This window comes from Roseovarius amoyensis (assembly GCF_003260265.1).
In the GTDB taxonomy this organism is placed as follows: Bacteria; Pseudomonadota; Alphaproteobacteria; order Rhodobacterales; family Rhodobacteraceae; genus Roseovarius; species Roseovarius amoyensis.
Genome location: NZ_QITQ01000010.1, coordinates 37627 through 57324, shown reverse-complemented (window position 1 = coordinate 57324; position 19698 = coordinate 37627). Strand labels below are relative to the sequence as shown.

17 protein-coding genes are annotated in these 19698 nt (G+C 64.9%); 7 read left to right on the top strand and 10 right to left on the bottom strand.

The features are described 5' to 3' along the window. Positions 1-2 precede the first annotated feature (2 nt). The 3 genes from sufB to iscR all read right to left on the bottom strand — a co-directional run bounded on the left by sufB (position 3) and on the right by iscR (position 3162). Complete coding sequence (gene sufB / locus DL899_RS10440; RefSeq protein ID WP_111734296.1) at positions 3-1550, bottom strand: Fe-S cluster assembly protein SufB; 1548 nt, start codon at positions 1548-1550, stop codon at positions 3-5. An 18-nt stretch (positions 1551-1568) separates the two neighbouring features. Next, entirely contained in the window at positions 1569-2594 is a 1026-nt protein-coding gene (locus DL899_RS10435; protein WP_111734295.1) for a cysteine desulfurase family protein, read from the bottom strand. 106 nt (positions 2595-2700) lie between these two features. Beyond that, a complete protein-coding gene (iscR, locus tag DL899_RS10430) occupies positions 2701-3162 on the bottom strand; it encodes a Fe-S cluster assembly transcriptional regulator IscR (protein ID WP_111734294.1) in 462 nt (153 codons plus the stop codon). 154 nt (positions 3163-3316) lie between these two features. Between iscR and DL899_RS10425 the strand changes: the two genes are divergently transcribed. Further along, positions 3317-3970, top strand: coding sequence for an alpha/beta hydrolase (locus DL899_RS10425; protein WP_111734293.1), 654 nt, complete (start codon positions 3317-3319; stop codon positions 3968-3970). A gap of 4 nt (positions 3971-3974) precedes the next feature. Further along, complete coding sequence (locus DL899_RS10420) at positions 3975-4232, top strand: hypothetical protein (protein WP_111734292.1); 258 nt, start codon at positions 3975-3977, stop codon at positions 4230-4232. Positions 4233-4382: 150 nt separating this feature from the next. Here the strand turns inward: DL899_RS10420 and mfd are convergent, their stop codons facing one another. Together mfd and DL899_RS10410 are read right to left on the bottom strand one after the other, a co-directional pair. Continuing rightward, a complete protein-coding gene (gene mfd, locus DL899_RS10415; protein WP_111734291.1) occupies positions 4383-7838 on the bottom strand; it encodes a transcription-repair coupling factor in 3456 nt (1151 codons plus the stop codon). A gap of 12 nt (positions 7839-7850) precedes the next feature. Continuing rightward, positions 7851-8378 carry a component of SufBCD complex gene (locus DL899_RS10410; protein ID WP_111734290.1) on the bottom strand — a complete coding sequence of 176 codons (528 nt, stop codon included), beginning with the start codon at positions 8376-8378 and terminating at the stop codon, positions 7851-7853. Between the two features lie 131 nt (positions 8379-8509). Here DL899_RS10410 and hemB point away from each other — a divergent pair, with 131 nt between their 5' ends. Together hemB and DL899_RS10400 are read left to right on the top strand one after the other, a co-directional pair. Next, positions 8510-9505, top strand: a complete 996-nt coding sequence (gene hemB, locus DL899_RS10405; RefSeq protein WP_111734365.1) for a porphobilinogen synthase — start codon at positions 8510-8512, stop codon at positions 9503-9505. Positions 9506-9715: 210 nt separating this feature from the next. Continuing rightward, on the top strand, positions 9716-10276 hold the full coding sequence (locus tag DL899_RS10400) for a lipid-binding SYLF domain-containing protein (protein WP_111734289.1): 561 nt from the start codon (positions 9716-9718) through the stop codon (positions 10274-10276). Positions 10277-10289: 13 nt separating this feature from the next. On the opposite strand, the gene DL899_RS10395 is transcribed toward DL899_RS10400, so the two are convergent. Next, on the bottom strand, positions 10290-10559 hold the full coding sequence (locus DL899_RS10395) for an usg protein (RefSeq protein ID WP_111734288.1): 270 nt from the start codon (positions 10557-10559) through the stop codon (positions 10290-10292). 204 nt (positions 10560-10763) lie between these two features. On the opposite strand from DL899_RS10395, the gene gyrA reads away from it, so the two are divergent. Continuing rightward, positions 10764-13508 (top strand): DNA gyrase subunit A, encoded by a 2745-nt coding sequence (gene gyrA / locus DL899_RS10390; RefSeq protein WP_111734287.1) that lies wholly within the window; start codon positions 10764-10766, stop codon positions 13506-13508. 334 nt (positions 13509-13842) lie between these two features. Beyond that, on the top strand, positions 13843-14493 hold the full coding sequence (locus DL899_RS10385; RefSeq protein ID WP_162685551.1) for a hypothetical protein: 651 nt from the start codon (positions 13843-13845) through the stop codon (positions 14491-14493). A 56-nt stretch (positions 14494-14549) separates the two neighbouring features. Here the strand turns inward: DL899_RS10385 and DL899_RS10380 are convergent, their stop codons facing one another. The 4 genes from DL899_RS10380 to DL899_RS10365 form a co-directional block, all read right to left on the bottom strand. Then, a complete protein-coding gene (locus DL899_RS10380) occupies positions 14550-15668 on the bottom strand; it encodes a polysaccharide biosynthesis/export family protein (RefSeq protein ID WP_239494675.1) in 1119 nt (372 codons plus the stop codon). A gap of 95 nt (positions 15669-15763) precedes the next feature. Next, positions 15764-17602 (bottom strand): ABC-F family ATP-binding cassette domain-containing protein, encoded by a 1839-nt coding sequence (locus DL899_RS10375; protein ID WP_111734284.1) that lies wholly within the window; start codon positions 17600-17602, stop codon positions 15764-15766. A 42-nt stretch (positions 17603-17644) separates the two neighbouring features. After that, positions 17645-18376 (bottom strand): GNAT family N-acetyltransferase, encoded by a 732-nt coding sequence (locus DL899_RS10370; RefSeq protein ID WP_111734283.1) that lies wholly within the window; start codon positions 18374-18376, stop codon positions 17645-17647. 104 nt (positions 18377-18480) lie between these two features. After that, positions 18481-18936, bottom strand: coding sequence for an outer membrane protein assembly factor BamE (locus DL899_RS10365; protein ID WP_111734364.1), 456 nt, complete (start codon positions 18934-18936; stop codon positions 18481-18483). An 89-nt stretch (positions 18937-19025) separates the two neighbouring features. Here DL899_RS10365 and DL899_RS10360 point away from each other — a divergent pair, with 89 nt between their 5' ends. After that, positions 19026-19583 (top strand): YceD family protein, encoded by a 558-nt coding sequence (locus DL899_RS10360; protein ID WP_111734282.1) that lies wholly within the window; start codon positions 19026-19028, stop codon positions 19581-19583. The last annotated feature ends 115 nt before the right edge of the window (positions 19584-19698 follow it).

Sequence of the window (19698 nt, the reverse complement as noted above, 5' to 3'; positions counted from 1 at the left end):
TATCAGCCCACGCTCCCTTCGAGCGAGATCGCGACCAGTTGCTGCGCCTCCATAGCGAATTCCATCGGCAGCGCCTGCAACACATCCTTGCAGAACCCGTTCACGACCAGCGCGACCGCCTCTTCCTCGTCCATGCCGCGCTGGCGGCAATAGAACATCTGGTCCTCGTCCACCTTTGACGTGGTCGCCTCGTGTTCCACCCGCGAAGAGTTGTTCTTGACCTCGATATAGGGAACCGTGTGCGCCCCGCACTTGTCACCGATCAGCAGGCTGTCGCACTGGGTATAGTTGCGGCTGTCCCTGGCCTTGGGGTGCATGCTGACCAGGCCGCGATAGGTGTTCTGCGCATGGCCCGCGCTGATGCCCTTGGACACGATGCGCGATCGCGTGTTGCGCCCCAGGTGAATCATCTTGGTGCCGGTATCGGCCTGCTGCCAGTTGTTGGTGATGGCGATGGAATAGAACTCGCCCTGCGATGCCTCGCCGCGCAGGATGCAGGACGGGTATTTCCACGTCACCGCGCTGCCGGTCTCGACCTGGGTCCACATGCACTTGGCACGGTCGCCGCGGCAATCCGCGCGCTTGGTGACGAAGTTATAGATGCCGCCCTTGCCGTTTTCATCGCCCGGGAACCAGTTCTGGACGGTCGAATACTTCACCTCGGCGTCTTCCTCGATGATGATCTCGACCACTGCAGCGTGCAGCTGGGCGACGTCGCGCTTGGGCGCGGTGCACCCTTCCAGATAGCTGACATAGGCGCCCTTGTCGGCGATGATCAGCGTGCGCTCGAACTGGCCGGTGTTTTCGGCATTGATGCGGAAATAGGTCGACAGCTCCATCGGGCAGCGCACGCCGGGCGGCACATAGACGAAAGAGCCGTCCGAAAAGACCGCCGAGTTGAGCGTGGCATAGAAATTGTCGCTGACAGGAACCACGGAACCGAGGTATTTCTTGACCAGCTCAGGGTGTTCGCGGATCGCCTCGGAGATCGAGCAAAAGATCACCCCGGCCCTTTTCAGTTCGGCCTGAAAGGTGGTGCCGACGCTGACCGAGTCGAAAACCGCATCGACCGCCACCTTGCGACCCTGGGCCTGCGCGCCATCCGCCGGGGCGGCATCCTCGGCGCCCTCGACGCCCTCGACGCCAGCGAGGATCATCTGTTCTTTCAGCGGAATACCGAGTTTTTCATAGGTTTCCAGCAGCTTGGGGTCGACCTCGTCCAGCGATTTGGGCTTTTGGTCCATGCTCTTGGGACGGGCATAGTAGTACTGATTCTGGAAATTGATCTCGGGATACTCGACCATCGCCCAGTCGGGCTCTTTCATCTGCAGCCAGCGTTCATAGGCCGCCAGCCGCCAGTCGGTCATCCATTCCGGCTCGCCGTTCTTTTCCGAGATCAGGCGCACGATGTCCTCGGACAGCCCCTTGGGGGCATATTCCGTCTCGATATCGGTTTCCCAGCCGTGCTTGTAGGTGCCGACCTCAAGCACCGCGTCGACGGTTTCCTTGTCGACCCCTTCCTTGACCTCGGTCCGGTCCAGTGCCACCATGCCCAAACTCCTTTCGCGTCACGCCACGCGGGCGCGATGTTTTTCGTGCAGCCCTGCCCAGGTTTTGGCAAAGCGCGTTACATCGTCCTCGGTCGTCGCCGGCCCCAGAGAGACACGTACCGCGCATGCCGCGTGGTCCGCATCAAAGCCCATCGCCTGCAGCACGCGGCTGGCACGCACCTTGCCGCTGGAACAGGCCGATCCCGACGAGACCGCGAACCCGGCCAGGTCCATCGCCATTACCTGCGTCTCTCCCTTCCAGCCCGGTGTGATGAAGCAGGCTGTGTTGGGCAAGCGCCGATCCGATTTCCCGACAAAAATAGTCTCTTGGGCGGAATCCACAAGGCAAGATTCTAGAATGTTTCTAAGTTCCTCGACGCGCGTCCAGGTCCCGGCCTCCTGGTCGCGCATCGCCGCGTCCGCCGCGGCGGCGAACCCCGCGATTCCAATGACATTTTCCGTGCCGGATCGCCGCCCCATCTCTTGTCCGCCCCCCAGGCTGAGGGCCGGTATTTCCAACCCCTCGCGCACGATCAGGGCCCCCACACCCTTGGGTCCGCCCAGCTTGTGCGCTGACATGACGCAGATATCCGCCCCACTCCAGGCAAAAGAGAACGACACCCGCCCCACCGCCTGAGTGATATCCAGCAGCAAGACGCCCTCGCGCTCGGCCGGCGGCTCGGTCAGGATGCCGGTCTCGGAATTGGCCAGCCCCATGGCGAGGATCGCCGTCCCCTCGCCCGTCTCACGCCGGTGCGACCACAACGCATCATGGGCGGTGTCCTGCACCCGCACCGGCCCCGGCCAGCGCGCCAGAACGCTCGCCGCCTCGGTCGCGCCGGCGGTAAAGACCACTTCCTGCGGCTTCGCGCCCACGGCCGCCGCCACCCGCGCGCGTGCGCGCTCGACCAACCCGCGCGCCGCGCGCCCCTCGGCGTGTACGCTCGACGGGTTGCCGGCCAGATCCATCGCCTCGATCATCGCCGCACGCGCCTCGGGCCTCAGCGGCGCCGTCGCGTTGTAGTCCAGATAGACCCGCGCCATTGCTTCCCCTGCTTCTTTCTGGGTCAAATACCCCGGGGGAGTCGCGGCCCCGGGCCGTGACGGGGGCGGCGCCCCCATCGCATCGGCTGTGCCTTAGCACCCGTGCTTATTCGTCGTCCACCACCGAAAACAGCGTCGGCACCGCCGGACAGGGCGCCAGCGAATTGGTCACCACGTCGCTCAGCCGGGTCTGGTGCAGGAACACGTAAACATGCGCGCTCAGCCCTTCCCACAACCGATTGGTCATCGACTGCGCGCGCGACCCGCTGGTGCCGCCCGACGCGCCGGCGCCCATATGCAGCGCATCGACGGTTTCGTCGACCGCATGCAACACGTCGAACACCCGGATTTCCGAGGCCGGCCGCGCCAGGCGATAGCCGCCGCCCGGCCCGCGGACCGATTCAACCAGCTTGGCGCGGCGCAGTTTGACGAACAGCTGTTCCAGATACGGCAGCGAAATGTCCTGCCGCTTGGCGATCTCGCCCAGCGTGACCAGCCCCTCGCCCTGCATCAGCGCGATATCGACCAGCGCCACCATCGCGTAGCGCCCTTTCGTGCTCAGTTTCATGCGTCCGTCCCCGCGAACAGATTGACCTGACGACCTGCAAAGCTTATCTCGCTGAAAGCCCATCCAGCCAAAGCTGGAAACCAGATCAACGTAAAGGCCGCGGGATTGGCCGTCAACGATCCCCGGTGCCCCGAAAGATGGACAATATGACCCTATGCCCGAGGTAATCTTTCCCGGCCCCGAAGGCCGGCTCGAAGGCCGCTATCACCCGCAACGCGAAAAGGACGCGCCGATTGCTATCGTGCTGCATCCCCACCCGCAGTTCGGCGGCACGATGAACAACAAGGTTGTCTATAACCTGCACTACGCATTCTACAACATGGGCTTTACCGTGCTGCGGTTCAATTTCCGCGGCGTAGGGCGCAGTCAGGGCGAATATGACCAGGGTGTGGGCGAGCTGTCAGACGCCGCCGCCGCACTGGACTATTTGCAGTCGATGAACAACAATTCCAAGCATTGCTGGGTCGCCGGGTTCTCGTTCGGCGCCTGGATCGGCATGCAGCTTTTGATGCGCCGGCCCGAGATCACCGGTTTTATCTCGGCCAGCCCGCCAGCCAACATGTACGATTTCTCGTTCCTCGCACCCTGCCCGTCATCAGGGCTGATCATCAACGGCGCCGCCGATCGCGTTGCCCCCCCGCCGGACACCCGCACCCTGGTGCGCAAGCTGCAGGAACAGCAGGGCATCACCGTCACCCACGAAGAGATCGAGGGCGCCGGCCACTTCTTCGAAGACCCGTACATGGACCAGATGATCGGGACGGTCACCGATTACGTGAAACGCCGCCTGACAGAAACCACGAGGTAGGCACATGGGCGTGACCGAGGAACTGGCCGACGACCTGGCAACGCAGGTGATCCGCTATATCGATGCGTCGGGCGACGAACAGGTGGTGAACGACATCGTCAAGGTGCTGGGCGCCACCTCGCAAACCGCCGAAGAGGCGTTCCTGACCTCGATGCGGGTGCGCCGCGCCAACATGAAGGCGCGCACGCTGCTGGCCGAACGGGTCAAGGCGTTCAAGACCCGCCAGCCGGGCGGCAAGACCGGCGGCAAGGAAAAGGAATAAGGCATTCGCGCCGGCCGCTGGCTGGCCCCGTCCCGGCCCCGAGCCGGGGCCTCGCCCCTCTGACAAGAGGCCCCGGGTCAGGCGCGGGGCGCAAGAAGCAAAGAGATGCCGTAGTATCTTTTTAACGATACCAGACAAAATCCTGACATATCAGGTTTTTCCCGCTTCCCTGACCTTTTGCGCCAGGTCGCGGGCGATGGCGAATGCGCCCTTGATCTTGTCTGAATCCTTCTTCCAGTCCCGCCGCACGACGATCTTGTTGTCGCGCACCTTGGCCAGCCCCTTTTGATCGCGGATGAATTCGACCAAACCCGCGGGGTTGGCGAACTTGTCGTCGTGGAACTGGATCGTCGCGCCGCGCGGCCCGCCATCAAGCCGGGCAATGCCCGCGCGTTTGCACATCTCCTTGATCCGCACCACCAGCAGCAGGGTGTTGACCTCTCTGGGCAGCTTGCCGAAACGGTCGATCAGTTCGGCGGCGAAGCCTTCCAGCTCGACCTTGCCGTGCAACTGGCTCAGCCTGCGGTAAAGCCCCAGCCGCACATCCAGGTCGGGCACATAGTTTTCGGGGATCAGCACCGGAACGCCCAGGTTGATCTGCGGCGCCCATTGTTCGTCCGGTTCTGTCAGGCCCTCCATCTCGCCGGCGCGGATCTTGGCGATCGCCTCTTCCAGCATCGACTGGTAAAGTTCGAACCCCACGTCGCGCATCTGGCCCGACTGTTCCTCGCCCAAGAGGTTGCCGGCGCCGCGCATGTCCAGGTCCTGGCTGGCCAGGGTGAACCCCGCCCCCAGCGTGTCGAGGCTGCCCAGCACCCGCAGACGTTTCTGCGCTGCCGGCGACAGCGGCACCCGTGGCTTGGTGGTCAGATAGGCATAGGCGCGCAGCTTGGATCGGCCCACCCGCCCGCGGATCTGGTAAAGTTGGGCCAGCCCGAACATGTCGGCACGCCAGATCACCATCGTGTTCGCCGCCGGGATATCGAGCCCCGATTCGACGATGGTCGTGGCCACCAGCACGTCGTACTTGCCATCGTAAAAGGCGTTCATGCGGCTGTCGAGTTCCCCCGCCGCCATCTGCCCGTGCGCCACGACAAAGCTGACCTCGGGCACCTGCTGGGCCAGGAAGTCCTCGACCTCGGGCAGGTCGTCGATGCGGGGCACGACGAAAAAGCTCTGGCCGCCGCGGTAATGTTCGCGCAGCAGCGCCTCGCGCACGGTAACGGGATCGAACTCGCTGACATAGGTGCGCACCGACAGCCGGTCCACCGGCGGGGTGGCGATGATCGACAGGTCGCGCACCCCCGACAGGCTGAGCTGCAGCGTGCGCGGAATTGGCGTCGCGGTCAGCGTCAGCACATGCACGTCGGACCGCATCTGTTTCAGGCGTTCCTTGTGGGCGACGCCGAAACGCTGTTCCTCGTCAATCACCAGCAGCCCCAGGTTGGCAAAGCGCACGCCCTTGGCCAACAGCGCGTGCGTGCCCACCACGATATCGACCTTGCCGTCGGCCATCGCCGCACGCGTCGCCGCGGCGTCCTTTTGCGAAACAAACCGCGACAGCGGTCGTACACTGACGGGAAAGCCGCGAAACCGCTCGGCAAAGCTCTGGTAATGCTGGCGCGCCAGCAGTGTCGTCGGCGCGATCACCGCCACCTGAAGGCCCTGCATCGCCGCGACAAAGGCCGCGCGCATGGCCACCTCGGTCTTGCCGAACCCCACGTCGCCGCAGATCAACCGGTCCATCGGCGTGCCCGAGGCCATATCGTTGAGCACCTCGCCGATGGCGCTGAGCTGGTCGTCAGTTTCTTCATAGGGAAAGCGTGCGGCGAATGCCTCCCACGCGTGATGTTCAGGCTCCAGCACCGGGGCGCGGCGCAATGCGCGTTCGGCCGCGATCCGGATCAGCCGGTCGGCCATCTCGCGGATGCGTTCCTTCATCCGGGCCTTGCGCGCCTGCCATGCCCCCCCACCCAAGCGGTCGAGCATCCCCTCTTCGTGCCCGTAGCGGCTGAGCAGTTCGATGTTTTCGACCGGCAGGTACAGCCGCGCGCCCTCGGCGTATTCCAGGCTCAGACATTCATGCGCGGCACCGGCGGCGGTGATCACCTCAAGCCCGTGATAGCGCCCGATGCCGTGGTCGACATGCACCACCAGGTCGCCCGTGCTGAGCGACTGCGCTTCGGTCAGAAAGTTCTCGGCCCGCCGGCGCCGGCGCGGCGCGCGGATCAGCCGGTCGCCCAGGATATCCTGCTCGGCAATGACCGTCAGGCAGGCATCGCCAAATGGCGCCTCGAACCCTTGCTCCAGCCCCCAGACCGTCACGTGCAGCCCGTGCCGCCCCAGCCCACCCGCATCGCGCAAGCCGACCGCACCGATCAGGCCTTCATCCTCCAGCAGCCCTTCAAGGCGTTCGCGCGCCCCCTCGGAAAAGGCCGCGATCAGCACCGGCCCGACCTCCAGCTTGGCCTCGACGTGGTCCTTCAGGACGCTGAATAGGTTGACGTTTTCCTGCTGCCGCTCGGGCGCAAAGCTGCGCCCGATGCGCCCGCCCGCGTCGATCACGCCGGGGCCGGGGCTTTGCGGCAGGGGCGAAAAGGACAGGCAGCGCCGCCCGGCAACCGCCACATCCCACGCCGCCGGGTCAAGATAAAGCGTCTCGGGCGGCACCGGCTTGTAGACGCTGCCGGCCCCCCTCTGGCCCAGCGCATGGCGGCGCGCGCCGTACTGGTCGCAGACCGCCTCCCACCGGGCGGTGCGGCCGTTGGCGGTCTGATCGTCCAGCGTCACCGGCGCGTCCGGCAGATAGTCGAACAGCGTCTCCAGCCGGTCATGAAAGAACGGCAGCCAGTGTTCAATACCGGCGCTCTTGCGGCCGGCGCTGACCGCCTCGTAGAGCGGATCGTCGCTGCCGGCGGCGCCGAATTCGATACGATAGTTCTGGCGAAACCGCGTGATCGCCGCCTCGTCGAGAATCACCTCGCTGGCGGGGGCCAGTTCGACGCGCGTCAGTTTTTCAGTGGTGCGCTGGGTCGCCGGGTCGAACCGGCGCACCCCGTCCAGCACGTCGCCGAACAGGTCCAGGCGCACCGGCCCGCCCGCCCCCGGCGGGTAGATGTCGATGATGCCCCCGCGCACGGCGAAATCACCCGGCTCGGTTACAGTCGGGCTTTGGGAAAAGCCCATCCGCACCAGAAAATTCTTCAGCGCCGCCTCATCCACGCGGCTGTCGACCTCGGCCACGAAGGTCGCCCCGTTCAGCACCTCGCGCGCGGGCACCCGCTGGGTGGCGGCGTTGAGCGTGGTCAGAACGACGAACCGTTCGGGCGGACGATGCACCAGCGTCGCCAGCGTCGCCATGCGCGCCGCCGATATCTCGGGGTTGGGCGACATCCGGTCATAGGGCAGGCAATCCCAGCCGGGAAACCGGAGCACCGGCATGGAGGGGTAAAAGAACGCCAGCGCCTCGGCCATCTGCGCCATGCGCTTGTCGTCGCGCGCAACATGGATGACCGGGCCGCCGGCACGCGCGGCCTCGTCCAGCACCAGGCGCGCATCGAACCCCTCGGGCGCACCGCCAACCGCAATCTTGCTTGTTTCGCCCATCGCCCGCTGGCCCTAGCCCAGCGCGCCGATGTTCATGTTCTGCAGCATGCCCCACATGGCGGTGACAAAGATCGAAACCATGCCGATCGCCTGCGTGATCACCCGGTGGCGCCGCATCGCCTTGTACAGCGCATCACCTTGCAGATCATCACGGCGGATGCGCCGCGCCGTCGCGATCGAGGCCAGACCAACCAAGGTCATCGGAAAACCCAGCATGAACACCGCCTGCGCGAATTCGTTGTCATAGACGAACCCCAGCAGCACCAGCGACGTCAGCACAAAGCTGCCGAACGCCGCCAGCAGCAGCCCTGATTCTGAGGCAATCAGCAATATGCGCCTGGTGTTGATGCGCACCATCGTTTCCAGGTCCGCCTGTGTCTCCGCCCCCCCCTGTTTGCGGGTGCGCAAGATCATGTCCCAGGGCACGCCCAGAACCCAATGGCTCATCGACGACCACATCACGGCAAGCATGATCCAGAACCACAGGTTGCTGAAACTGCGCATGTCGATAAGTTCGAAAACGGTGTCGTACCAGTCCACGTCTCAAGCGCCTGTAATGCCCAAGGCTTCGTCGCCGTTGCTCTCATAGCGCCGCCGCGCGGCAATTCCTACCCTTGAGATGGGGAAATTTCCATGCCAGTGACATGACCGAAACGACAAGGAAACCCACCATGCGCCCGATCCAGGCCCCCTTTCCCGCAACCCGCCTGCGCCGCACCCGCCAAAACGCCGCCGTGCGCGCGCTGGTCAGGCAGTCCACGCTGTCGCCGGGCGACCTGATCTGGCCGCTCTTCGTGCGCGATGGCGAAGGGGTCGAGGAACCCGTGCCCTCGATGCCGGGTGTGGTGCGCCGGTCAGTCGATCGCGTGGTCGAGGCCGTGCGCGAGGCGGCGGCGCTGGGTATCCCGGCGATCTGCCTTTTCCCCTATACCGGGTCGGACAAGCGCACCGCCGACTGCGCCGAGGCGTGGAACCCCGACAACCTGTCCAACCGCGCCACCCGTGCAATCAAGGACGCGGTGCCCGACATCGTGGTGATGACCGATGTCGCGCTGGACCCCTATTCCGATACCGGCCATGACGGCTTTGTCGTCGATGGCGAGATCGTCAACGACGAAACCGTCGAGGCGCTGGTGAAACAGGCGCTTGCCCAGGCCGAAGCCGGTGTCGACATCATCGGCCCCTCAGACATGATGGACGGCCGCATCAGCGCCATCCGCACCGCGCTGGAGGGCGCAGGCCACCAAAACGTGATGCTGATGTCCTATGCGGCGAAATACGCCTCGGCCTTTTACGGGCCGTTCCGCGACGCGGTGGGCGCATCCGGCGCGCTGAAGGGCGACAAGAAGACCTATCAGATGGATCCGGCCAATTCCGACGAGGCGCTGCGCTGTGTCGCGCGTGACCTGTCGGAGGGCGCAGACATGGTGATGGTCAAGCCGGGGATGCCCTATCTGGACATCTGCCGGCGGGTAAAGGACAGCTTCGGGACGCCCACCTTTGCCTACCAGGTGTCGGGCGAATATGCGATGATCATGGCCGCCGCGCAGGCGGGCTGGATCGACGGCGACCGCGCGATGATGGAAAGCCTGATGGCCTTTCGGCGTGCGGGCTGCGATGGCATCCTGACCTATTTCGCGCCCCAGGCCGCCCGTGCGTTGGGGTGAGGCAAGGTTTAGATTCGCACCGCAACCCGCTCTTATTTCATCCAATTTCGTGGCACATCGTCAGCCCGGCCGGCACCGGGTAAAGGTATGGGCAACATGCCGCCCAGCGGGCGCTTTCCGGGTGACACTGCAGGCGGTTCTGCCTATACTGGCCGCGACCGGCAGCACAACAAGGCCGGCAGCGGCATCAAGCAGTAACAGGCGGAAACCATGAGCATACTTTCCAGACGCAGTTTCACCTTGGGCGTCCTTGCGGGCACCCCGCTGTTGGCGGGTTGCGGCAACGGCGTGGGCAGCAACAAGGCACAGGAAATCGACGCCCGCGTCGATTCAACCCTGAACCACATGTTCACCACCTACCCGGCCACGCGCGAGATCGCCAACAAGTCCACCGGCATGCTGGTCATGCCACTGATGACCGAGGGCGGCTTCATCGTCGGGGGCGGCTATGGCCGCGGCGCGCTGCGCGTGGGCGGCGTCACGGTTGATTTCTACTCGGCCACCAAGGGTAGCTTCGGGCTGCAGATCGGCGCCCAGCAATTCGCCCATGTCCTGTTCTTCATGACCGAAGAAGCGCTGGCGCGGTTCCGCCGGGCATCGGGCTGGGTCGCCGGTGCGGATGTGGAATATGTCTTCAACGATCAGGGCGGCAACCTGCGTGCCGACACCGTGACCACAACGGCGCCGGTCGTCGCGGTCGTATTCGGCCAGGCCGGTGCGCTGGTGGGGGCCTCGCTCGAAGGTATGAAATACACCCGCATCATCCCCTGAGCGCGGCAGGGCGTCAGTTAATGCGGAATTCCCCTTTCAGCTGACGCCATTCGCCCGGTGCGATCATCTTGCGATGCGTGAACTGCACCGAATGCAGTGGCCCCTCGATCTGGTCCTGCCAGTACTCGATAAAGCTGAACAGGCGCGGGTGATCCGGCGCGATATCGTACTCCTGCCAGACAAAGGAATTGAGCACATGCTCATAGTCGGGCATCCGGTAGAAGAATTCCGCCGTGGTCAGCCCATAGCCTTTCAGCATCATTTCGGTCTCGGACATCTCCATTTTTCTGCTCCTTTTCATGCCTGATATGAAAAGGATGGCATGTGTTTTTTACTTTTCAATAAAAACAGTGTGTTATCAGCCGCACCCCACTGCTGCCAGCAGCCATCTTGCATCACCGCCGCACCGGGCATTGCACCCCATATCCGGGCTCTGATATAACCGCCACAACAAGATATTGAGAAATCAGAACAGGACAGGTCCCAGGTGAGCGACACGCCGGAAACCCCTGAAAATCCAGCCGAAACGCCGCCAGAGCGTCCGGTGTATGACGGCCCGGTGATCTCGATCACCGATGAGATGAAGACGTCCTACCTCGATTACGCGATGAGCGTGATCGTCAGCCGGGCGATTCCCGACCTGCGTGACGGGCTCAAACCAGTGCACCGGCGCATCCTCTACGCGATGCACGAAACCGGAAATACGCACGACAAACCCTATCGCAAATCGGCCCGCCCGGTGGGCGACGTCATGGGTAAATACCACCCCCACGGCGACTCGGCGATCTATGACGCGCTGGTGCGGATGGCGCAGGATTTCTCGATGTCGCTGCCGCTGCTCGACGGTCAGGGCAACTTCGGCTCGATGGACGGCGATAACGCCGCCGCCATGCGCTATACCGAGGTGCGGATGGCGCGTCCCGCCTCGGCGCTGCTGGCGGATATCGAAAAGGACACCGTCGATTTTCAGGACAACTATGACGGCAAGGACCGCGAACCGACCGTTCTGCCGGCACGCTTTCCCAACATGCTGGTCAACGGCGCCGGCGGCATCGCCGTGGGCATGGCCACCAACATCCCGCCCCACAACCTGGGCGAGGTGATCGACGCCACGCTGGCACTAATCGACGATCCCGATCTCGACAGCGCCGCGCTGATCCAGTACATTCCCGCCCCCGATTTCCCCACCGGCGGGCTGATCCTGGGCCGCACGGGGGCGCGCAAGGCCTATCTCGAGGGGCGCGGCAGCGTGCTGATCCGCGCCCGCACCCGTGTCGAGGAAATCCGCCGCGACCGTTACGCCATCGTCATCGACGAGGTGCCTTATCAGGTCAACAAGGCGACGATGATCGAACGCATCGCCGAATGCGCCCGTGAAAAGCGCATCGAGGGCATCGCCCACGTCCAGGACGAAAGCGACCGCGCCGGCGTGCGCGTGGTGGTCGAGCTCAAACGCGACGCCACGCCCGAGGTGGTGCTGAACCAGCTGTTCCGCTTTACCCCGATGCAAACCTCGTTCGGCTGCAACATGCTGGCGCTCAACGGCGGGCGGCCCGAACAGCTGACGCTGCACGGCTTTCTCAGCGCCTTCATCGCCTTCCGCGAAGAGGTGGTCGCGCGGCGGACCGCCTATGAACTGCGCAAGGCGCGCGAGCGCAGCCATGTTCTGTGCGGGCTGGCGGTGGCGGTGTCCAATGTCGACGAGGTGGTTGCGACGATCCGGTCCTCCGCCGACGCGGCAGAGGCGCGCGAACGCCTGATGACCCGGCGCTGGCCGGCGGGGGACATCCTTGAATACATTGCGCTGATCGACGATCCGACCCACACCGCCAACGAGGACGGCACCTATAACCTGAGCGAGATTCAGGCGCGTGCGATCCTAGATCTGCGGCTGCAACGGCTGACGCAGTTGGGTGTGCGAGAGGTCACCGACGAACTGGGCGACCTGGCGGGCCGGATCAAGGAATACCTTGCCATTCTCGCCAGCCGCGCCCGGATCATGGAAATCATCTCGGATGAGCTGCGCGAGGTAAAGGAACAATTCGCCGTGCCCCGCCGCACCGAGATCGTCGAATGGGAAGGCGATTTCGACGACGAGGACCTGATCGAACGCGAGGACATGGTCGTCACCGTCACCCAGGGCGGCTATATCAAGCGCACCGCGCTGGCCGATTTCCGCTCGCAGAAACGCGGCGGCAAGGGCCTGTCAGGCATGGCCACCAAGGAAGAGGACGTGGTCACCACGCTGTTCGTGGCCAATACCCACACCCAGCTGCTGTTCTTTTCCACCGACGGCATGGTTTACAAGCTCAAGACATGGCGGTTGCCGCTGGGCGGGCGCACATCCAAGGGCAAGGCGATCGTCAACATCCTGCCCATTCCACAGGGCGTTTCCGTCGCCGCGATCATGCCCGTCGATGTCCCCGAAGAGGACTGGAACAAGCTGCAGATCGTCTTTGCCACCTCGGCCGGCGGCGTGCGACGCAACGCGCTGTCGGATTTCACCAACGTCAAGTCGAACGGCAAGATCGCGATGAAGCTGCCCGACGAGGAAACGCAGCTGGTCAATGCCCGCATCTGTTCGGAAGAGGACGATGTCATGCTGGTCACGCAGGGCGGCCGCGCGATCCGCTTTCCGGCGACGGCGGTGCGCGTCTTCAAGGGCCGCGATTCCACCGGCGTGCGCGGTATCCGCCTGCAACCGGGCGACCGGGTCGTGTCGATGTGCGTGCTGGGCCATTTCGAGGCCACGGCCGACGAACGCGCCGCCTATCTCAAGATGCGCCGCCAGATGGCCGGCGCCGACGACGATGAAACCGCGGTCGAAGAAGACGGCAACGCCGATGCGCCGCTGTCGCCCGAAAGGTTCGAGGAAATGCGCGCGGCCGAGGCGCTGATCCTGACCATCACCGAACAGGGCGCGGGCAAGCTGAGCTCCAGCCACGACTACCCGGTGCGCGGGCGCGGCGGCATGGGCGTGCAGGCGATGGACCGCGCCATGCGTGGCGGGCCGCTGGTCGCGGTCTTCCCGGTTGAGATGGAGGACCAGATCATGCTGGCCACCTCGCGCGGGCAATCCATCCGCGTCCCGGTAGAGGGCATTTCGTTCCGTTCACGGGGCGCTGGCGGCGTGCGTGTCTTCGACACCCGCGACGGCGAGAAAGTGGTCAGCGTCGCCTGGATCGCCGAGAGCGACGAGGAAACCGAGGACAGCGAGACCGCCGACGCCTGAACTGCTTCGGCGCGTGCCCTCACCTGATCTCTTTAGCATGACACGCGGGAGCCTGCTGTGCGGGCTCCCACCTTCGGGGCAAAGCTGCGCACGCCCGTTGTTTCGCGCAGGCATCGCTCACAAGTCCGGAATGGCCTCCTTCGATACACTTATCGCGTCCTGCCTGACCGCCTCCTCCCCCGCAATTTTCACCTTTATGCTGCAGTTTTGACAAACTTTCATCGCAGTACCTGACCTTGGGCGGGTACGCCGGTTTCTGGCCGGGCCCTGACTCGTGACAATGGCATGCGCACTGTGCGCGGAAACGTCTGGGCGGAGACTCATGAAGGCGCTGATGAAAAACGACCGCTCGCTGAATTATTTCGGCCTCAACCTGATCCGTATCGTGATCGGGTCCTACCTCATGGCCATTTCGCTGGGCCTGATCCAGGGTTTCGACCATGCCGCGCTGTTTCGACCGCTCATGCCCGGCACGCTGGCCGATCTGGCCGGCAAGGCGGCGCTGTTCGGGCTTGCCGCCTGTTTCATCGCCGGTATCCACCTGCGCATCTTCGCGCTGGCGCTGGCGCTGTTCGTTCTGGCCTCCGGCCTTTCGGCGGCGATGTCGCAGTTCGGCGCCGGCGCGGCGTCGGCCCTGTGGCGAGATCTGGTGCTGGTTTGCGCCATCCTGCTCAGCTATGCGCCGCTGCGCCGGCGGGAATTGCGCCACGCCGCGCTGCTGCTGAGCCACCGCGCGCGTCGCATCAGCCGCCGCAGAGCCCGCGCAGTTCGGCCCCGCCGGGTCAAGGTGCCCGCCAAAAGCATCGAGACCGCCCAGCGCCGCCCGAACAGCGACGAAGTGGCCCAGGCCCTGCGCCCGCCGATCCCGCCCACCGGCCCGATCGGTCGGCCCGAAGACCTGTCCGACAGCCGGGACGAGGCCGCCGCGCCCAACGACGCGAGCGTCGAAAACGACGACATCGAGAACATCTTCGCCAGCGGCTGACAGCGCGTCCGCATAGCCGGATACGCGCCCCGGGGCACGATTTGGCGCGCCCCGCCCTATTCGCCGATGTTGTCGACGCGCGCGCCAATCCCCACGACCGAGCCGATCAATCCCAGAATGGTCTGGGCGCTGGTGATCGGACTTTCGGTGGTCAGCAGCGTGTCACCCGGATGAACCTGCAACTGCCGGGCAGCAAACAGCCCGTCGGCGCTGGTCAGGTCGATGGCAAAGACCACCTGCTGCATGTCCGGGCCCTCGGGGCCCTTGCGCAACTGGCGCGGCTGGTATTCGCGCAGGATCAGCACCCCCTTGGGGTCTGCCCGCCGCGCGCTCAGCCCGCCGGCCGCCGACACCGCATCGAGCGCTGACATCCGTTCCTTTTCGAAATGGATCAGCCGCTGGTTCTGCGAGGCGCCGATGGCGGTAAAGCTGCGCATGTCCTCGACCACGGCAATCTGGTCGCCGCCCTGAACGCGCACGTTCAGCGACGGGTCCGACAGCACCGCATCCAGCCGGGTCGAATAGGCCCGCCCGTCGCGCTGCAGGCGAATGCGCGGCTGGCGCAGCGAGGTATCGACGCCCCCGGCCTGTGCCAGCACGCTCAGGATGCGCGTATTGCGATCCTGCAGCGCAAAGCGGCCCGGATTGCCGACACCGCTGACCACATCAACCGAATTGTTGCGCCCCGGCGTCACACCCAGCTGCACTTGCGCCGCCGGCACAACCATTTCCATCTTTTGCTGCACGCGTTCACGCGCCGCCTCGGGCGTCAGGCCACGCACGACGACCTCGCCCACATAGGGCAGATAGACGGTCCCGGTGGCGGACACTGTCAGGGGCGGTATCTGGGTCTGCTTGTCACCGATGTCGGAGATCAGGGAATTGTCCTGGTTGTCCCAGACCACGATGTCGATGCGGTCGCCGGTCCGGATCAGCGACGAATCGGGGCCGCGGTCGGCGCGAAACCAGCCGTGGCGCGCATCATCCCCGGTATAGGGCCAGCGCGCCAGCATCGGCATGGCGGCGCGGGTGACCTCGACCACCTGGAAAGAGGGGGTTTGCGACGTGCCTTCGCTGATGATCTGGTTTTGCAGCGCGGCACTGCGCGGCAGGGTACAGCCCGCCGCCAACAGCACGAGGCAGACCGCGATGATCCCTCTGAAGACACTCAGCAACCCGACTTCCCCCAGTTCGACAGCATTCAAATCCCTACTGCACCGGGCGGCGGTTCGACAATGGATATTTCCCGCAACCGGTGCAAAGGCGGCCATCAGGTGACATTGTCGCCAGCCTCTTCTGCGAGGGCGGCAAGGGTCAGCCATTCATCTTCGGCCTCGCCCAGCGCATTCTGGCGGGCGGCCAAGGCCTGGGACGCCTTGCGGAACTTGTCGGGTTCACGGGTGAAAAGCTCGGGATCGGCCAGCAGCCCTTCGAGCTTGGCAATCTCTGCCTCCAGCCGTTCGATGGTGGCTGGCAGCGTCTCAAGCCGGTGCTTTTCGGTGAAGCTCAGCCTGGCCTTGCGCCCTTGCGGCCGCGCCGCCGGGGCGGCGGGGGCCTTGACGTCCGGCTTGCGCGCGGGCCTCAGCGTTTGCGCCGGATCAGGCGCAATTCGCGCCTGATAGTCCGACCAGCCGCCGGCATGAACGGTGGCGCGGCCATCCCCCTCCATCACCACGGTGGTGGTGGCGACACGATCCAGGAAATCGCGGTCGTGACTGACCAGCAGCACCGTGCCGTCATAGTCGTCCAGCAGTTCCTGCAACAGGTCCAGCGTTTCGATGTCCAGGTCGTTGGTCGGCTCGTCCAGCACCAGCAGGTTGCTTTCCCGCGCCATCAGCCGCGCCAGCAGCAGCCGCGCCCGTTCGCCCCCCGACAGCGCCGAAACCGGCGCGCGCGCCTGGCGTTCGTCGAAAAGGAAATCCTTGAGATAGCCCACAACGTGCCGGGGCTGGCCGCGTACCATTACCTGGTCCGACCGCCCCGAAACGCGCATCTCGGCATCGCCGGTCAGGTTTTCCCAAAGGCTGCGATCTAGGTCGAGCGCGGCGCGCGACTGATCAAAGATCGCCGGCACCAGGTTGGTGCCGTGGGTGACGGTGCCGCTGTCTGGCTCGATCCGTTTCATCAGCAGGTTCAACAGCGTGGTCTTCCCCACCCCATTGGGACCGACAAAGGCCACGCGATCACGGCGCAGGATCTTGATGCTGAAGTCTTTCAGGATGACGTGTTCGCCGTAAGCCTTTGAAATCTCTTTGGCTTCGATCACCTTGCGGCCCGATTTCGGACCCGATTCCAGCGCCATCGCCGCGGCGCCCTGGCGCACGATCTGGCCGGCCCGCTCGGACCGCAGCGCCTGCAGCGCGCGCACCCGGCCCTGGTTGCGCTTGCGCCGAGCCGAGATACCCTCGACCGCCCAACGCGCCTCGGACTTGATCTTGCGATCCAGCTTGTGGCGGGCGGTGTCCTCTTCTTCCCAGACACGGTCGCGCCAGGCCTCGAAATCGCCGAATCCTTTTTCCTGTCGGCGCAGTCTTCCCCTGTCCAGCCAAAGCGTTGCGCGGGTCAGTTCACGCAGGAACATGCGGTCGTGGCTGATCAGGACAAAGGCACGGCGGGTTTCCTTCAACTGCGCCTCAAGCCAGCCCACCGCCTGGATATCCAGATGGTTGGTGGGCTCGTCCAGCAGCATCAGGTCGGGTGCCTGCGCCAGCAGGCGCGCCAGCGCCGCGCGCCGCCGTTCCCCGCCCGAGGCGGTCGCACAGGGCAGCGAGGGGTCGAATTTCAGCCCCTCGGCGGCCATCTCGACCCGGTATTCCTCGCCCGGGGCCAGGCCAGCGGCGGCAAAATCTCCCAGCGTGGAAAACCCTGAAATATCCGGATGTTGATCCATGTAGCTGACGCTCACGCCGGCGGGCACAATGCAGTTCCCTGCATCCGGTTCGACCAGTCCGGCCATTACCTTCATCAGCGTCGACTTGCCCGAACCGTTGCGCCCCACCAGCGCCACCCGATCACCCGGATGCAGGGTCATCGACACGTCACTGAACAAAGGCTCGCCACCAAAGGTGAGCGCGATATCGTTGAGTTGCAAAAGGGGTGCCCTAGCCATGCGAGCGGGGCTATCGCGCCCACCCGCCCCGGTCAAGCCGGGTCAGGACGCAACAGCGCGCAACAGCCGCTTGCGCGCCGCCGGGATCGCCGAAATCTCGAGCCCGGTAAAGACATGCAGCGTGTTCATCTGCAGATCTATCACCGCATGATCGCTGACCCAGCCGCCCATCGCCAGGTAGCTGCGCAGCAAGGGCGGCATCCGCAACATCGCCAGGCGCGCGTCGGGCTTGCGCCGCCGCAGCTTGTTGGCGAATCGCACCACCGAGGGCGCCTTGACCCGCGGCCACCACCGGCGTGGGGCCAGGTGGCGTTCCTTCAGCATGGCAAAGACGTCGGCATAGATGTCCGCGTCGATCCCCTTGAAGGACGAGCAGCCGAACAGCATTCCCACCCCGTTTTCATCGACGAATCGCGTCATCGCCGCCCAGGCGGTGCGCAGGATGTCGGGGTCGCGTATGTCCGGGTGGATGCAGAAACGGCCCAGTTCGACCATCGGCCCCTTGTAAGCGGCCAGCGACGAAAGCCCATAGAACTGGGCGGAATAGCTGCGCTCTATCTCGCCGCCATTGCTGAGCGGCAGCATCCGGAAACAGCACACCAGCCGGCCCGTCGCCTGTTCCTCGACCAGGATATGGGTGCACAGCGCGTCAAAGCGGTCGGCGTCGCACCCGTCATCGCTGCCGTGAAAGGCCAGCCGGCGCAGGCGCTGCGCCGCGCGGATGTCATCTTCTGTTCCGGCCTCTCTGGCCAGATAGCGCCCTTTGCGAAACATGACCCCTGCTCACCCCTGCTCACCCCTGCGTTCACTGCATCACGCTAGACGCAAGCGCCTTACCACTCAAGCTGTGACAGCATCATGACGCGCAGCCGGCAGCGTTACTGGAACAGTGTCGAGGGGTCGATATTGCCGAAGTTGCCAAAGATCTGGCGCAGCAGGCCATTGCCCAGCACCGACGAATCGGTCACGCGGCGGGTCAGCGGCACCACCATGCCATCCTGCAGGCCGAAGGTTTCGATGTTGCGGATGGTGTCGTCGGGGTTGAAGCTGATTGCGACGACCTTGCGGTCGACCACCTGCGGGCGGCGCGGGCCGTATTCGCGCATGCGGCTGCGGACATAGTAATAGTCGCCGTCGCTCAGCAGGCCAGAGGCCGAGGGCGCGCCGATCACGTCATCGACGGTGGCGCGGGTGTCCACGCCGACGACCAGCTTTTGCAGGTCTTCGGCAGGCGGCACATAGCCGTGGTTGCGATACTGCGCCGTACAGGCAGCGACTGCGATCAGGCAAAGCGCCGCCAGCAGGCCGGCCACGCGGTTGCGGTATCCAATCATCATCTGCCCTTTCACACGCGAGAGTGTCGCTTTCCCTCCCGCTTACAACAGGCTAGCTTTGTTTATCAAGCGACGATACGGGATCGGCGATGCAGGACGAGATGCGAAAATCAGCCAAATGGCGCGTTGGCGGGCTGTCGTCAACGGTCTCTCACCCGTTTGACCTGCGGCCCGGACCCGCCGCCTGCGACGCCATTGCGCGCGATCTGGGGCTGCGCGGGCTGCGCAAGCTGCGCCTTGCCGGTACGCTTGCGCCCGACGGGCGCGATGACTGGCGTCTTGACGCGCGGCTGGGCGCAACCGTGACCCAGGACTGCGTCGTCACCCTGGCGCCGGCAACCACCCGCATAGACGAAGACATAACCCGCCGCTTTCTGCGCGACTGGCCCCCGGCCGCCGAACAGGGCGAAGAGGCAGAGATGCCCGATGATGACAGCATCGACCCGCTGGGCACCGAAATCGACCTGTGGGCGGTCATGACGGAGGCGCTGGCGTTGGCGCTGCCGCCCTACCCGCGCGCCGAAGGCGTCGAGCCGCAGCGCATCAGCGCCGCCCCACCGGACGCCGCCCCCGACGACGAGGAGCGCCCAAACCCCTTTGCCGCGCTGGAGACACTGCGCGGCAAACTTGACAAGAGTGACGAATGACACCCAAAAAGGGGTTGCCAGCGCATCGATTCAATGTATTTTCGCGCTTCCATCGGAATTCGGGGTTGAACCTGCGGCTCGGGACGCATTAAGAGCCGCGGCGATCCAAGACACG

Excerpts from the sequence above, each read along its gene's own strand:
- iscR (WP_111734294.1), bottom strand. The coding sequence starts at position 3,162 with ATGAAACTGAGCACGAAAGGGCGCTACGCGATGGTGGCGCTGGTCGAT.
- DL899_RS10360 (WP_111734282.1), top strand. The coding sequence starts at position 19,026 with ATGCAGGACGAGATGCGAAAATCAGCCAAATGGCGCGTTGGCGGGCTG.
- DL899_RS10435 (WP_111734295.1), bottom strand. The coding sequence starts at position 2,594 with ATGGCGCGGGTCTATCTGGACTACAACGCGACGGCGCCGCTGAGGCCC.
- DL899_RS10395 (WP_111734288.1), bottom strand. The coding sequence starts at position 10,559 with ATGGAGATGTCCGAGACCGAAATGATGCTGAAAGGCTATGGGCTGACC.
- DL899_RS10365 (WP_111734364.1), bottom strand. The coding sequence starts at position 18,936 with ATGATTGGATACCGCAACCGCGTGGCCGGCCTGCTGGCGGCGCTTTGC.
- DL899_RS10400 (WP_111734289.1), top strand. The coding sequence starts at position 9,716 with ATGAGCATACTTTCCAGACGCAGTTTCACCTTGGGCGTCCTTGCGGGC.
- DL899_RS10385 (WP_162685551.1), top strand. The coding sequence starts at position 13,843 with ATGAAAAACGACCGCTCGCTGAATTATTTCGGCCTCAACCTGATCCGT.
- DL899_RS10425 (WP_111734293.1), top strand. The coding sequence starts at position 3,317 with ATGCCCGAGGTAATCTTTCCCGGCCCCGAAGGCCGGCTCGAAGGCCGC.
- DL899_RS10370 (WP_111734283.1), bottom strand. The coding sequence starts at position 18,376 with ATGTTTCGCAAAGGGCGCTATCTGGCCAGAGAGGCCGGAACAGAAGAT.
- DL899_RS10375 (WP_111734284.1), bottom strand. The coding sequence starts at position 17,602 with ATGGCTAGGGCACCCCTTTTGCAACTCAACGATATCGCGCTCACCTTT.
- DL899_RS10420 (WP_111734292.1), top strand. The coding sequence starts at position 3,975 with ATGGGCGTGACCGAGGAACTGGCCGACGACCTGGCAACGCAGGTGATC.
- hemB (WP_111734365.1), top strand. The coding sequence starts at position 8,510 with ATGCGCCCGATCCAGGCCCCCTTTCCCGCAACCCGCCTGCGCCGCACC.
- sufB (WP_111734296.1), bottom strand. The coding sequence starts at position 1,550 with ATGGTGGCACTGGACCGGACCGAGGTCAAGGAAGGGGTCGACAAGGAA.
- mfd (WP_111734291.1), bottom strand. The coding sequence starts at position 7,838 with ATGGGCGAAACAAGCAAGATTGCGGTTGGCGGTGCGCCCGAGGGGTTC.